The 13,818-nt window shown below is 66.9% G+C and carries 12 protein-coding genes; 9 read left to right on the top strand and 3 right to left on the bottom strand.

Features of this window, described 5'->3' with window-relative positions; genetic code table 11:
* Window positions 1–37: 37 nt before the first annotated feature.
* Window positions 38–487, bottom strand: a complete 450-nt coding sequence (locus K3769_RS03320) for a hypothetical protein (protein ID WP_267024936.1) — start codon at window positions 485–487, stop codon at window positions 38–40.
* A gap of 535 nt (window positions 488–1,022) precedes the next feature.
* Between K3769_RS03320 and K3769_RS03315 the strand changes: the two genes are divergently transcribed.
* From K3769_RS03315 to K3769_RS03275, 9 genes are all read left to right on the top strand, one after another.
* The gene (locus K3769_RS03315) at window positions 1,023–4,403 is read left to right on the top strand and encodes an ALF repeat-containing protein (RefSeq protein WP_267024935.1); all 3,381 of its coding nucleotides are present in this window, start codon (window positions 1,023–1,025) and stop codon (window positions 4,401–4,403) included.
* Window positions 4,404–4,460: 57 nt separating this feature from the next.
* On the top strand, window positions 4,461–5,852 hold the full coding sequence (locus tag K3769_RS03310; RefSeq protein WP_267024934.1) for a NucA/NucB deoxyribonuclease domain-containing protein: 1,392 nt from the start codon (window positions 4,461–4,463) through the stop codon (window positions 5,850–5,852).
* Between the two features lie 89 nt (window positions 5,853–5,941).
* Window positions 5,942–6,577, top strand: coding sequence for a DUF6461 domain-containing protein (locus tag K3769_RS03305; protein ID WP_267024933.1), 636 nt, complete (start codon window positions 5,942–5,944; stop codon window positions 6,575–6,577).
* 689 nt (window positions 6,578–7,266) lie between these two features.
* Window positions 7,267–7,845 carry a hypothetical protein gene (locus K3769_RS03300; RefSeq protein WP_267024932.1) on the top strand — a complete coding sequence of 193 codons (579 nt, stop codon included), beginning with the start codon at window positions 7,267–7,269 and terminating at the stop codon, window positions 7,843–7,845.
* 894 nt (window positions 7,846–8,739) lie between these two features.
* Window positions 8,740–8,988, top strand: coding sequence for an antitoxin MazE7 (locus K3769_RS03295; RefSeq protein WP_267024931.1), 249 nt, complete (start codon window positions 8,740–8,742; stop codon window positions 8,986–8,988).
* Between the two features lie 3 nt (window positions 8,989–8,991).
* A complete protein-coding gene (locus K3769_RS03290; protein ID WP_267024930.1) occupies window positions 8,992–9,375 on the top strand; it encodes a toxin Doc in 384 nt (127 codons plus the stop codon).
* 163 nt (window positions 9,376–9,538) lie between these two features.
* Window positions 9,539–10,561 (top strand): LLM class flavin-dependent oxidoreductase, encoded by a 1,023-nt coding sequence (locus K3769_RS03285; RefSeq protein ID WP_267024929.1) that lies wholly within the window; start codon window positions 9,539–9,541, stop codon window positions 10,559–10,561.
* A 314-nt stretch (window positions 10,562–10,875) separates the two neighbouring features.
* Window positions 10,876–11,412: a hypothetical protein gene (locus tag K3769_RS03280; protein WP_267024928.1), complete on the top strand. Its 537-nt coding sequence runs from the start codon at window positions 10,876–10,878 to the stop codon at window positions 11,410–11,412.
* Window positions 11,413–11,764: 352 nt separating this feature from the next.
* A complete protein-coding gene (locus K3769_RS03275; protein WP_267024927.1) occupies window positions 11,765–11,968 on the top strand; it encodes a DUF397 domain-containing protein in 204 nt (67 codons plus the stop codon).
* Window positions 11,969–12,045: 77 nt separating this feature from the next.
* Here K3769_RS03275 and K3769_RS03270 read toward each other — a convergent pair whose 3' ends face one another.
* Window positions 12,046–12,270, bottom strand: coding sequence for a hypothetical protein (locus K3769_RS03270; RefSeq protein ID WP_267024926.1), 225 nt, complete (start codon window positions 12,268–12,270; stop codon window positions 12,046–12,048).
* Window positions 12,271–12,854: 584 nt separating this feature from the next.
* Window positions 12,855–13,763, bottom strand: a complete 909-nt coding sequence (locus K3769_RS03265; protein WP_267024925.1) for a helix-turn-helix domain-containing protein — start codon at window positions 13,761–13,763, stop codon at window positions 12,855–12,857.
* Between the last annotated feature and the right edge of the window lie 55 nt (window positions 13,764–13,818).

Here is a 13,818-nt window from a genome sequence, read left to right as displayed (position 1 = left end):
GAACAGGGCAGTTGCGGGAATCTGCACCCGCACGCGGCTACTTCGTCGTCCGGATCTCCACGAGCATGTGCTCCCGGCCTTCTGTGTCCGCGGCCTCACCCACAGGTGTCCAGGTGTTCTTGTCGATCTCGTAGGTCTTCTCCTCGGCGCCGACGGTCATGTCGACGGTGGTGGAGTAGTCGTTGCCTTTCACCGAGTAGACGGAAGGGATCTCCAGGGTCAGCCAGCCCTCGTTGCCGACGACCTTGAAGCAGATCTTGCTGGTGTTGTTGCGTGCCAGGAGCTCCAGCTGCCCCGTGCCGGCCGCGCAGTCAGCGAGGGTGATGTGTCCGTCGCCGCGCTTGAGGACGAGGTTCTTCTCCGCCAGGATTTTGTCGGCCTGCGGGTAGTTGTAGTCCTCGACGGCGTAGCCGGGAGTGCCGTCCGCGACAAGCCCGGGTGATGCCGATGTCTCATGGGCGGGCGAGCCGAGGAGGCCGGTGGTCATCGCGAGGATTGTGAGAGCGCCGGTTGCCACAGTGCCGAAAATTCTTGCCGCAAGTCCAATTCTTCGCTGTCGCGGTGTCATTGTGCTGCGCTTCCTCATTGCATTCCTCAGCTCGAATAAAATCACAGGCATACAGGACAGGATTGAGTGTTCAAAGGCTCTTATCGTCGTCCTGAAGCGCCCCGCCCGGCCACCCTGGGGACAGGCTTGACGACGCGTCATCACCGTGGGTTCCGTCATGGCAACACGAAGTAGACCCTTGGTCTACCGCTTTTACCTGCCCAAACGGGGCATTGAATACATGCTTGGTGTGACCTTCGCCATCTCGCGAAAAGGTTGTATGGATGATTGTGAGGGTCATGTAAAGGCATGCATTGTGGCCGAGTTGCCCTGCCCGGCCCACAACGCTGGTTTTAAGGCTGCGAGTTGATAGGGTCACTGCAATTCAGTGATGCCCCCGCACGTATTTCCGTGGCTTGCCCTGTCGGCGCGATTGCGGCGGGCCTCACTCCGCTGCCTCGATAAGGAATTTCCCATGCAGACAACGTTCTGGAGCAGACGCCGCGTACTCGGCTCTCTCGCGGCCGCTGCCGCCGTAGCGGCCACACCCTCGGCCCTGATACCGGCCACCGCCGCTGCCACCGAAAGCGCCGTGCCCGAACCGGTGCCGCTGCCGGACACCGAGCGCGCCAAGGTTGTCAGGGCGTGGCTGACCGGAGGCAAGGGCGTCAAAGCCGCCGCCGCCCAGGCCCTCTACGGGACAGATGCCGACATCCAGACGTTCCTCGTTGAGACGCTGCCCAAGCAGACCGTGGAAGACAACCGGGTCGCGATCGTTCGCAGCTTGGACCGTGCGGGCAAGGGCCTGCGCCGGGAGGCCGTCGCCGCCCTCGAGAACGGCGACACCGCGATCGCCGCGTTCCTGAAAGACGGCTTCAAACCCGCCATCATCGAAGACCTCCAGGTCGCCACCACCGTCGTCTCGGCCACCGGCGACAAGGCGGTGGTGCGCGACGCCAACACCGCCCTCGACACCGGCACCGCGCCGACACTCACCGCCTTCCTCACCGACAAGCAGTACGACGCACGCCTGGAGGACACCCAGGTCCAGATCAGCGCCATGCTGCTGACCGCCGGCGCGGAGGTGCGGAAGTACGCGAACCGTGCGCTCAGCGGCACCGCGACCGATGTGGAGTGGTTCATCGAGACCGGTCAGCACATCGCGCGTGCCCGCGACCAGGAGTCGGCGACCATCGAGGAACTGGTGGCCGTCGTCGAGCGCGAGGGCAAGCGCGCCGAACGCGAGACCAACCTGGCCGTGGAGGCCTCCGCACGCGCCGAAACCGCCGCCGGAAAAGCCAAGGAGGCCGCCCAGAAAGCCGCCGCCGAGGCATCCGCCGCCCAGAGCGATGTGCAGAAGTCAGCGGCCGCGGCCCGCAAAGCGTCGAGCGCGGCAAAGGGCGCGGCAGACGCCGCACGCAACGCCATCAACGCCTCCAACGCCGCGGTGAAGGCATCCCGCCGCGCCTCCTGGGCAGCCGCCGGCGCCGCACAGGCCGCCTCGAAGGCAGGCAGCGCCGCAGCCTACGCCTACAGCGCAGCGATAGCCGCCTCCAAGGACGCGAACAAGACACAGATCGCCAAGGACGCTGCGGTCGCCGCGAAGAACGCCGCCGACAAGGCCCGTACCGCTGCCAAGGCCGCCGACAAGGCGGCCATCGCCGGCGACCAGGCGGCGACCGCCGGCAAGGCGGCCGCCTCCGCCGCACGCAACTCGGCCGCCGCCGCCACCGCCGCCGCACAGGCCGCCGCCTCGGCGGGTGCCGCCAAGGCCGAGGCCGACGAGGCGAAGCGCCAGGCCGCCATCGCCACCAGCGCCGCCAACCGCGCTACCAACGCAGCCTCCGCCGCCCAGTCCCTGGCGTCCGCCGCCGCGGCGGCGGCACGCACCGCGCGCGACGCCGCCAACTCCGCAGCCGACCACGCCGACAAGGCGGCAGCCGCCGCCGAGGAGGCCGTGAAGTACGCAGGCCAGGCCATCGACTACGCCAACAAGTCGACCGCACACTCCGATCAGGCCGTGAAAGCCGCGAACGTTGCCACCCAGGCCGTGTCCGACGCCATCGAGGTGGAGAAGAACGCGCGCGCCGCCGAGGCCCAGACCCTGGAGCAGGACAAGCAGCAGGCGATCGAGGAGGCACAGCTACTCGCCTCCATCGAGACGACCGAACTGGCCGACGTCCGCGACAAGCGGCTCCTTGCGGACCGCACCACGCAGGAGACCAAGGACCGGATCGCCCAGGCCGAGCAGGCCCTGTACTCCGGTGATCTGGGTCTCGCTGCGCCCCTGGGGCGCAAGGCCGCTATCGCCCTGCTTGATGCCAGGGGCGCCTGGACCCGGCAGGCCGCCCAGCACGCGCTCGCCGGCTCCGACGACGACGTCTACGCCTGGATCGACATCGACCGGAGCGTCGCCCAGAGCCAGGACGACCGTGAGACCGCACTCCACGTGGCGACCATCGCCGCACCGAAGGTCGCCGAGGCCGCCGCGCTCGCCCTGGAGAGCTCTGACATCGCGGCCGTCGGCGACTTCCTCACCAGCGGGATGAAGAGAGCCTCGGACGAGGAACTGCGGGTGGCAATCAACAAGATCATCGCCGATGAGGGCGCGGGCAAGGCCGTCAAGGCCGCCGGCAACAAGGCGCTCGACATCAACACCACCGAATCGCTCAACTACTTCTTCGACCACGACTACCCGCTGGCGGTCTACGAGGACGACCGGGTCCGCGCCAACGAGCTCCTCACCACCGGCGGCGCCTTCACCAAGGCGTACGCGGAGGTCGCCCTCGAGGGCCCGGCGTGGATGCTCCGCAACTTCATCACCCTGGTCCAGTTCCGTACGGCCCAGTTCGACCACGACACCGCCACCCACGTCGCCGCGATCCGCGGCGCCATCGCGGCAGCAGCGAAGATCGCCGAGAAGGCGCAGGAGGACGCCGCGCTGGCGACCAAGGCCTCCTACGACGCCCGTAACGACGCCGCCAAGGCCCAGGAATGGGCGGACAAGGCGATCGCCTCCGCCGCCAAGGCCGAAAACTTCGCCGACGAGGCGCGCCGGAACGCGGACGCCGCCGACAAGTCGGCCGCCGATGCCCAGGCCTCCGCCAACACCGCGAAGTCGGCCGCCGCGACCGCCCGCGGCGCGGCCCGCTCAGCGAACTACTCCGCCAACAAGGCGATGGACTCGGCGCGCGCCGCTCTCAAGTCCTCCGCCGCGGCCCAGACGTCGGCTGCCGCAGCCCGTGCCGCCAAACTTGCCGCGCAGGCGGACGCCACAGCGGCCGCCGCCGCCTACTCCGAGGCCCAGCGGATCACCGCCGAGAAGCACGCCGCCGAGGTGATCGCCAAAGCCAGGGAGGCCGCAGCCAAGGCCAAGGCCGACCGTGACGCCAAACTCGACCCGGCCGGCAACGGCAAGAACGACCAGGTCAACCCCAACGGCACCAAGGACCCCGCCAACTCCGACGAATGGTGGAACGACGCCCAGTTCTACGCCGACGCGGCCAACGCGGTCAGCATCGGCGCCGCTTTCCTCGCAGCCGGCTGCACCCTCGCCGCCTTCGTCTTCCCGCCGGCCCTCGCCGCAGCCGGCTTCTTCGCCACCCTCGCCACCGGCGCGGGCGCCCTCGGCTCCCTCTTCACCGGCATCGAACACGGCTTCACCAGCGGCGAGTTCTTCACCTCCGCCGCCGGCACCGGCCTGAGCCTGGTCACCTTCGGCCAGTCCAAGTGGCTGGGCGCAGCCGACAAAGCCGCTGGCGGCAAGCTCATCAAGCCCGTCGTAGACAAGATCACGGACGTCGCCGAGGACAAGGTCTCCAGCATCACTAAGAGCCTCGTCGACCTGGTCGCCTGATACGCCCCCCACCCCCATCCCCATGAACAACGTGAAGCTCGAAGCAGGAGACACACTGTGAGAAAACCATCCAGACCGGCGCTGCTGATGGCAGCCCTCCTCGCCGTCACCGCGACCGGCACCACCGGAGCCGGCATCAGCCAGGCCACACCGGCCGCCACCACCATCGCCACACCGGCGGCCACCACCGCGGCGACAACCTCCGCCGAAACACTCACACAGAGCGCCGCCTTTACCGCAGACACAACCTGTACCACGATCCCCACCGAGAACCGCACGGACGCGGGCGGCGCGGTCAAAGCGTGCACACGTGTACAGCCCGTATCCGCTGAGAAGAGCGGCGCCACGAGCCGTCAGCCTGCCGCACCCTCCCCGCCCGCCGCCGGCATCACCGCCGCTGCCGCCGACGACCCGTCCGGTGACGGCACCACCTCGGAGTTCGAGCCGGACGCCGATGATCCGGAGCCGCCCGAGCCCTCCTGCGCAGTCGCCAACGAGGGCCAGTGGACCTGGAGCCGCACCGGCGGCATGTGCCTGCGTGGCGTCATCGTCAAGTACACGCTCTACAACGCGCAAAGCGTCCCCATCGGCACCGGCGACATCGAGGTGAACTCCACCCTCGCCACCTCCTACAAGACCCTCGACCTCAAAGAAACGATCACCGCCAAACTGATCAACGTCTCCGGTGACGTGAAGAGCCTCACGGTGCGCATGAAGGTCAGCTGCGGAGCCGGCTGCAAGACCGTCACCCAGCAGCCCTGGTTCGCCACCACCCTGGTGCCGCAACAGCAGGTCTCGGGTTCCACCAAGTACAGCGGCGACTCCTTCGCCACCGACACGACCCGCTCCTCCTTCCGCACCAGCTACGCGATGTACGTGACGATGCCCGGCGCCACCCCGATCGACGAGAACGCCTCCTGGTCCAGCCCCGCAGACGGCGAGATCCGCTGCGACAAGGAACAGCCCCGGCTACGCGGCTGCGTCATCCCCACCGACGACCTTCCGGTACTGAGCTACTCCCGCTCCCACGAGAAGTACGGGATCGTCGTCCCCATCTACGAAGAGATCATGCAGCGGCGGGGCACCAACATCCTGCACGCCGTCGACCAGGACCAGGCGAACACCAACCGCGCCGCGACCTGCACGCCCTTCACCAACATCCACCCGAACACGAGCGGCGCGGACAGCTGCGACGAGTTCCCGATGGCCAGCACCAAGGAGGGCGGCCAGGACGGAAGCCTGTGCGCCGAACTGACCCCGCAGGTCGTGAACAACGTCTGGTCCGCCCCGGCAACCTGGCCGGACCGTCCGACCACAGGCACCGAAACCTGCCTGCGGCTGCACATCAGCCAGCGGGCCAACAGCTCGGCGGGCGGTGTCCTCGGCTCACTCCGCAAGTACCAGCGCCTGGTGAACAACGACCCCTTCCGTATCGAGTTCACGGCCTGAACAGGCATCATGATCTGGTCTCCGCACCGCCCGTGACGGGCGGTGCGGAGACCAGCGGCACGCAGCGGCACGAATCACGGAGGCGGAACATGCCAGCAAACGATGACGCACCCTCGCTCGACTGGGCGACAGCCTGGATGTGCGTCACCTTTACCCGGGACCTGACCGCCGAGGAGGTGTTCACCCGGTACGGGGCCGACCCGTCCCGCTCCCGTCTCCTCGACGCGGACCAGGCGTCGGAACTGCCCACCGGCCAACTTGCCGACGGAGCGGTCTCACTGCTGCGGTCCGGCAGCCTCGGCGACTGGACCTTCTGCATCGAGGAGGACGGCGTCATCGGCTCCTGGGCCGAACCGCTCGCAGCCCTGTCCCGGGGCACCGAGACGTACAGCGTGCTGACCACCGAAGGCCTTGACGTCTTCCAGCACTGGCGCGACGGCGAATGCGTCGAGAACTTCGAGCCGGGCATGCCAGGCACCGGGCCCACCGGCCCCTGGCGGGACCGTGTCGAGACGGCACTCGCCGCACACGAGGGCGAAAGCGCCGGAATGGCACCAGTGGTGGCTCTCGTACTTGACCACCTCGGCATCAGCCTGGACGACGACGCCGTCGCCGGCCCCTGGCTCAGTCTGACCCTCTCTGAAGACGACGCACCGTCGGCCCCGCGCGGCCACACCTACGCGGGTGAGGGCCCCGTCCCACCCCAGTCTCCAACCGGGAACTGAGCACGATGCAGGCCGCATACAACTGTGTCTCGGAACTCGTATTTGAACCCCTCTCACGGGGCTGCTGAAGCTTGAGGACGAGCATCGGGTGCGCAGTGTGGCCCACATGGCTCCCTACGTGCGCCAACGCATGGCTGACCGTATTGCCGCAGAGACCGACGTTCACTGACACCCGCAGGTCATGAGCGACCTTGGTCCGGTACGGACTCCAGTCAGAACGGGCGGTGGGGCCCGAAGGCAGCCGGGGCCGTTCTTCGCATCGCCGCTCATTCCATAGCCCCTGGGCGGTGAGGATCGTGCGAAGCGCGCGTGGTGTACCTCGCGTCCTGCTGCGTGCGCCACACCTCGCCTACTGCGTCGTTGGAATGGTGCTGGCCAGGTGACCCGAACTGCGGCGCCCGCCGGACCGGGCCCCAGCGCGAGGCGGCACGGCGCGGCTGGGTGACGGTGCCCGACACGCACCAAGTCGGCCAGAGCGAAGGCACTCCTTAGTAGCAGCTCGCGCTGCCTGTCTACAGGTGGGGCCAACCGTGCGGTTCGGAGGTCCTCCTGAAGTCAGGCTGCTTCGGCGCGGGCGTTTCCCAGACGTTGTCCGCGTACTCCGTTGGTTATACGGGCCAGTTGGGCAGACTGCTGAACGGACAGAGCCGTCTCGTACGCCAGACATCTGGCACGGAAGCGGGGAAAACGTGATCGTCAGGCGCTTCGCGGACAAGGACGATGAACTGGCGCGGCACCTTGTCCGGCGCCTCAACGCACCGCTCGACTGGCCGGAGGGCGCAGGACTGAACACCGGACAGGTTGCGGAGATCGCCTCTGCGGCAGCCTGCGACGTCTCCTACAACCAGGCGGCCAACGGCCATCTGGCTAACCTCTTCGCCGCACTTCCCCTGCCAGGTACGCCCGAGGGCCGCGATTTCTGGCATGCCCTGGGACAGGCGGGAGGGGATGCCGCTCTCTACATCGACCCCGCCAACGCGGGTGGTCCATTCTTCGACCGCCTGATCGAAGGCAACGAAGCGGGCATCACCGACCGCGTACTCAGCTTCCTGGGAGAACTCTCCGACCAGCAACGCGAGGCTGTAGCCGACGTGATCGGGAGCGCACTGGCGCGTGGCACGTTCACCCAAGCCAGCCCTCGGTACATCGGGCGGTTGTGGCTGCGCGATGCAGAGACCACCGCCTGGCATGTCCTGCTCGCCAGTCGCCTGACCTACGAGACAGACGACGACCGCCAGCAGTTCCTCGAAGCGTGGGGCAACGCCTGAGCGCACTGATCGTCCTGGGCGCTGCGGGTGCGCCAGTCCAGGACCTGCGCGCGGGTCAGGCCCTCGAGGACCAGCCCCCGGTCGTTGCCGAGGTCGGCGACCTCCTGCTCCGAAGCAGGAACGCCGGCGGCCGTGCGCGGTGAGGGCAGCACGACCGCAGCCGCTGGCGCGGTCACTACATCGTCAGCCGGCTGCGCGGCTGCGGCTTCGACTCGGGCCTGAGCTGCGGCGGCCTGGCGGGCCCGGACCTGCTCCCACTCGTACGCCTTCGCTCACGCCCTGGTGCAGCTGCTTCTCGGTGGCCGCGCGGCGCTCTTCCTGCTTCTCCATGCAGCGCGTGCAATCCTGCCCCGGAGTCGAGCAGCACCCGGTCGTCGCACCACACGTCGCCACACCGCTGACGCTGGGGCAGGGCCAGGCCCATCAGCCACCCCACCGCGGGGCCTTCACAGTTCTCGCTGATCGACGACCGGGACTTCTTCGGCTGTTCCCCGCAAAGCGGGCCGTCCTCGCCGTCGATCAGACGCAGCCTGTCGACAGCAACAGTGTCCACGGCCTGGCCCCCGCACTCACGCGCGGTCCAGCAGACTACCGGACCCACTACGGCTTTCGCGCGTCTCAGCGTCCAACGGCTCACCGCACTCACCGCACTCACCGCACTCACCGCACTCACCGCACTCACCAGAGCAACGAGTTCGAGGCGCGCGGGCGTTACAAGTGCTATTCGACGTAAAGCTCAGCGACCTCCGGCAGGCGAGAGAGGACGCCGGGGGCTGGCTGAGGGAGTTCGACCGTCAGGCGTCAAGGGACGCATGGTGCCGGTGCCAGAACGCCGCTGGTCATGGCCATCCCCACAGGTATTCGTAAAGGTAGTCACATGCGTATACTTGCAGCATGGCTGATACCACCGTGAAGATCGACACAGAGACCCGGGACCGGTTCGCCGCGATCGCCGCCGCCCGCAAGACGAGTGTGCGCGCCCTGCTCGCGGATCTGGCCGTTGAACAGGAGAACCAGCTCAAGCTGGGGGTCGCGACGGACGCGTTCCGTGAAGCCATCTCCCAGCCGGGCCTGGCCGAGGCGTTCGACCGTGACTTCGGCGGTCTGCCGCAGGCCTCGCGTACCACGCACCGGGCGGCCTGACCCGTGGACCTGTACATCGACATCCGCTGGCTCCTGGACCGACAGGAAGAACTGCTCGGCAAGGAGCTCGCCGTCCTGGACTACTCCGCGCTCGTGGCCGCTGTGGCCCGACACCGGGTCAACACCCCCCAACTGACGGAAGGTTCCCCGGACGCGTACTGGCGGGCAGCCGCACTCATGGAACAGCTCGTGCTGCTGCGCCCCCTGCCGGCCCGCAACGAGTTCTTCGCCTACGGCGTGGCCGTCGCCTATCTCAAAGCATCCGGGGAAACGGTGGACACGGCCGCCTACGAGCCCTGGCGCGACCTGATCGCCGACATCCGCGCACTGCGCCTGACCGTGTACGACATCGCCGACCGGCTGCGCTCCCTGAGACCGCCCGCCTGAGCGTCAACCGGTACCTTTCGCCGGCGTCAGCGAAAATCCGGCCTCACGACCCTGGGATCCGCCCCCAGCTAGATCGACAGCAACCCGTGGCCACGCCCTTACGTGCAGGCGCCTCCAACTGGGTTCTGAGGAATGAAACCGATCGCCGATTGTTGAATGTGGCATGAAAAAGATCGGGTTCCTTTCCTTCGGACACTGGACGCCATCGCCGCACTCTCAGACGCGCTCAGCGGCGGACTCCCTGCTCCAAGCGATCGACCTCGCCGTCGCCGCGGAGGAACTGGGCGCCGACGGCGCCTACTTCCGGGTGCACCACTTCGCCCGGCAGCACGCCTCACCGTTCCCACTGCTCGCGGCCATCGGAGCGCGCACCAGCCGGATCGAGATCGGCACCGGTGTGATCGACATGCGCTACGAGAACCCGCTCTACATGGCCGAGGACGCAGGCGCGGCCGACCTCATCTCCGGCGGCCGACTCCAGCTCGGCCTCAGCCGGGGATCCCCGGAGCAGGTCATCGACGGCTGGCGGCACTTCGGCCACACGCCCCCTCAGGACGGGACCGACGCCGACATGGCACGCGAGCACACCGAGCGGCTGCTCGAGGTCCTCACCGGCGAGGGCTTCGCACAGCCCAACCCCAGACCGATGTTCGCCAACCCGCCGGGACTGCTGCGCATCGAGCCGCACTCCGAAGGACTGCGGGAGCGTATCTGGTGGGGATCCGGCTCGAACGCCACCGCAGTCTGGGCAGCCGGACTCGGGATGAACCTGCAGAGCTCCACCCTCAAGGACGACGAGAGCGGCGAGCCCCTTCACGTCCAGCAGCGCAAGCAGATCGAGGCATACCGCGAGGCGTGGCGGGCCGCGGGCCACACCCGTGAGCCGAGGGTCTCGGTCAGTCGCAGCATCTTTGCGCTCACCGACGACCGGGACCGCGCCTACTTCGGCCGGGAGGGCAATTCCAAGGACCAGATCGGCTACATCGACGCCCAGACACGCAGCATCTTCGGCCGTTCCTACGCCGCCGAACCCGATGTCCTCGTCAAACAACTCGTCGAGGACGAGGCCGTCGCCGCCGCCGACACTCTGCTGCTCACCGTGCCCAACCAGCTGGGCGTCGAGTACAACGCACATGTCATCGAAAGCATTCTGACCCATGTCGCTCCCGAACTCGGGTGGCGCTGACAGCGCGGCCTTGAAATGCACCCTTCCTGCGGTGCGACTGGTCGCGACGATAGGCGGTGCTGCAGGCCGATCCAGCCGACGAGATGCACGTCGTCCGACCGTCCCCATTCCGGTGAGCAAGTCCCGTCTCTGACTGCGCAGATCGCACGGGCGAGAACCGGGTGGCGGGACAGCGATATGGGTGCGTAACCGGTTGGACGGGCTGTGGTACGACGACGACTTCGCCGACGGGAAGGTCTCGGCGCGAAGCGCCTCTCGCACGGTGCCTGGATTCGCCTCTTGCCGCTGCTGCGGATCACCGGGAGTGTGGGGGTGTGATCATTCCCTTTGCCCATGATGGTGCGGCGGGAGCCGTAACGGTGGCCGTTGACCTCGTTGATGATCCAAAAATGGTTGGCAAGCTGCCGGGGACGCGTGGGTTCCCCTGCTGCAGCGCCAGTGTCGAGCATCCGGTCCAGGGTTACCGTGCAATGTTCGGCTGGGTCCAGCTGGTCCGGTCAACAGACAGCCCCTCGAACGGGAGGTCCTTCGAGATGGACCCGTTCTTCCTGTTCGAGGACACGTCTTCCCCTTATGCCTTCTTCGGCGTCAAGCCCATGCTGTTCGACGCACCATCACGGGTTGAGCGTAAGCCGCTGGCGTGGCTCGCCCACAGCTTCCTGGCCCGGACTCCATTTGAGGAGACCGAACGGCATGTCGTGCCGTTGACCGGCTTCTCCTGGGGCTTCGACATCGACGACACCGGCCGGATCACCCCACGGGCCGTGCGCGCATTGGCACCCGGCGACTGGGACACGCACCGTCCTCTCCTGCACAAGTGTCATCCCGACTGGTTCTTCGATCGGTGGTAGCCGACCAGGGTCACCGAACGCTGTCCAGCCGGATGCGGTGCACGTACCAGCAGCGGATCAGTGTCTACCGGGCGAGTGGCGGGATCACGAACGCTGGGCCGTCACAGCCGAGGCTGCACCGCCAATCGGCGACCTTTTTTGTCAAGGACCCCGTCAGGACCCTGTGCCTCCCACTAAAGTGGCGCGCCTGCGCGAAGTGTTCCAGGCACCGGAGCTACACACGCTTCGCCTGCTGTGGTCGTGTGTCATTGCAGCCCGGCGAACATGTAAACTTCCCCCCAAAGGGGACATTGCTCTTCTTGTGGACATAGGTGTATGCCCGCCTCGTGCGGGTTCTAGGGATGGGCGCGTAATGAACGGCTCGTGGTCGTGGCAGAGGTCGTCGTTCAGCGACGCCTCAGGCAACCAATGCGTGGAGGTCGCTCGCACTTCACTCGGCGTCATGGTACGTGACTCCAAAGACATCGCCGCGGGTCGACTTGCCTTCGGTGCCGCCGCGTGGAGCCACTTCACTGCCTTGGCCGACGTCTCGGACAACACGCCCACGAGCGGATGACCTCCGCCTGAAACGCTTGTGCAATGCGCCGCGCCCTCACCTTTTTGACCAACAGGTGAGGGCGCGGCGCATTGTGTTCAGTGACCGGGTGTCCCCAGTCGACCGGCGAGAGCCAGCCCTGCTGTGGCGATGGCTCCGGCCGCCGCCTTGCCGGCGTCGTCAGGGACCAGAATCAGTATGAAGATGGCTGCAGCCAGTGACGCGACCGCCACGATCACGGCGACCACAGCATTAGCGCGTGGCAGAACGGGAATGCTTCGCTTCGGTTCTTCCGCCGCAGCGCGTTTGACGTCCTTTGGCATGGTGTACTCCAGATGGCCCGGGGCTTGAAACGTGCTTGGCGCGGTTCGCTTGCAGACGAACGGCCCTTCCGAGATGGCGATTCCCGCGGCTCCGCGTGATCACTCATTGGCCCCTGACCTTCAAAGTCCATGCTCTGTGCAGTCGTTGAGATCTCCAATGCATCGGATCGACATCACACAGTTTGCGATCCGGCCAGACGCTAGCTAGCAGATTGATGGTTTATCCGGACGCCCTGGTGAGCACACCCTGGGTAAGAGCGATTGAATCCGGGCAGTTCTGCATCGCTTCACCAGCGACGATTGCGAACTCGGCTTGGATGCGCAACCGTTCTCCATACGCTGGTGTCCGGTGGCCCGGGCGATCAGCATGGGGCGCATCCCGTTGCAGCGGGCTCGCCCCGCTGTGGCTTCGCCTGTGCGGAGCCACAGTCATGTTTGCGGCAATGTGACTCCGTGCGCCCCACCGTGCTTCTGTGCGCCCCCGCTGGCAGTCAGCCACGAGGGACGGTGCTCAGCCCTTTCCTGCCATGCGCAGCAGAAGCCGGGCGGGCCGACCGCGCTGTGTGAAGAGGCAGCGCCACAGCTCAGTCCTCGGAGGGCGGATCGATGCGGAAGTCGTGAGGTTGCGTCTCAAGGTGTTCAGCTATCTGCAGCAGCATCCGGGGGATCTGCTCGCCCTTGATCGCTCTCTCCTCCAGGCCCCAGAAGAGCTCCAGGTAGCCGACGAAGCTCTCCGTCTCCGTGCTCACGGTGGCCGTGCCTCGAAGATTCTCGAGATACACGAACGGCGGCATCTCCTCTTCCTCGAACTCGAAGAGGGTGAAGGGGCCCTGCGATGCAGCATGCGCGCCACTGCTGAACGGAAAGATCATGATTTTGCGGCGAGGATGGGCAGCCAGCTCGGCAAGTCTGCGCAGCTGCCCCTTCATGGTCCCCGGACCGCCGACCTGCCGGCGGATCACCGACTCGTCCAGAATGAAATACGCCTCCGCCTCGTCCCGTTCGAGCGCTTCCTGGCGCAGCATCCGCGCCTCGAGCATGCGCTGCCGCTGTGGTTCGGAGAAGCGCGTCGGGGTGTAGGCGCGGATGATGGCCATCGCGTACTCCTCCGTCTGGAGGAGCCCGGGCATGACCAGGGGCTGGAAGCTGCGGGTCACGAAAGCAGAGGACTCCATCGCGAGAAAGCCGAGGAAGTCCTTGTCGTAGATGTCCCGATACTCGGTGAAGGGCATCTTCCGGCTCCCCCGAGCCAGGTTCAGCAGCTCCTCCACGGTGTCATCATCTCTCACCCCGAAGAGAGCCAGCAGAGGTCGCAGGTCATTGACGGAGATTCCGACCTCGCCGGCTTCTATGCGCAGCAGCTTGCTCGGGGACCACTCCATGCGCTCCGCAACCTGACGTTGCGTCAGATTTGCAGCAATTCGCAGTTTCCGCAACCACGTGCGAAGCCGCAGCCGCTGTATCGCGGGGCTTCCGCTGCTCGGCGTCGCCATACGTCCCCCAATCTGCAATACAGCCGATTGTCGCATCACCACCTGGCATTAAGCA

The organism is Streptomyces ortus (assembly GCF_026341275.1).
Classification (GTDB): domain Bacteria; phylum Actinomycetota; class Actinomycetes; order Streptomycetales; family Streptomycetaceae; genus Streptomyces; species Streptomyces ortus.
This window is presented reverse-complemented; position numbering and strand designations above follow the sequence as displayed.

Bases quoted from the DNA above. Each gene is read 5' to 3' on its own strand.
- K3769_RS03265 (WP_267024925.1), bottom strand. From the start codon at position 13,763: ATGGCGACGCCGAGCAGCGGAAGCCCCGCGATACAGCGGCTGCGGCTT.
- K3769_RS03320 (WP_267024936.1), bottom strand. From the start codon at position 487: ATGACCACCGGCCTCCTCGGCTCGCCCGCCCATGAGACATCGGCATCA.
- K3769_RS03315 (WP_267024935.1), top strand. From the start codon at position 1,023: ATGCAGACAACGTTCTGGAGCAGACGCCGCGTACTCGGCTCTCTCGCG.
- K3769_RS03295 (WP_267024931.1), top strand. From the start codon at position 8,740: ATGGCTGATACCACCGTGAAGATCGACACAGAGACCCGGGACCGGTTC.
- K3769_RS03270 (WP_267024926.1), bottom strand. From the start codon at position 12,270: ATGCCAAAGGACGTCAAACGCGCTGCGGCGGAAGAACCGAAGCGAAGC.
- K3769_RS03305 (WP_267024933.1), top strand. From the start codon at position 5,942: ATGCCAGCAAACGATGACGCACCCTCGCTCGACTGGGCGACAGCCTGG.
- K3769_RS03285 (WP_267024929.1), top strand. From the start codon at position 9,539: ATGAAAAAGATCGGGTTCCTTTCCTTCGGACACTGGACGCCATCGCCG.
- K3769_RS03275 (WP_267024927.1), top strand. From the start codon at position 11,765: ATGAACGGCTCGTGGTCGTGGCAGAGGTCGTCGTTCAGCGACGCCTCA.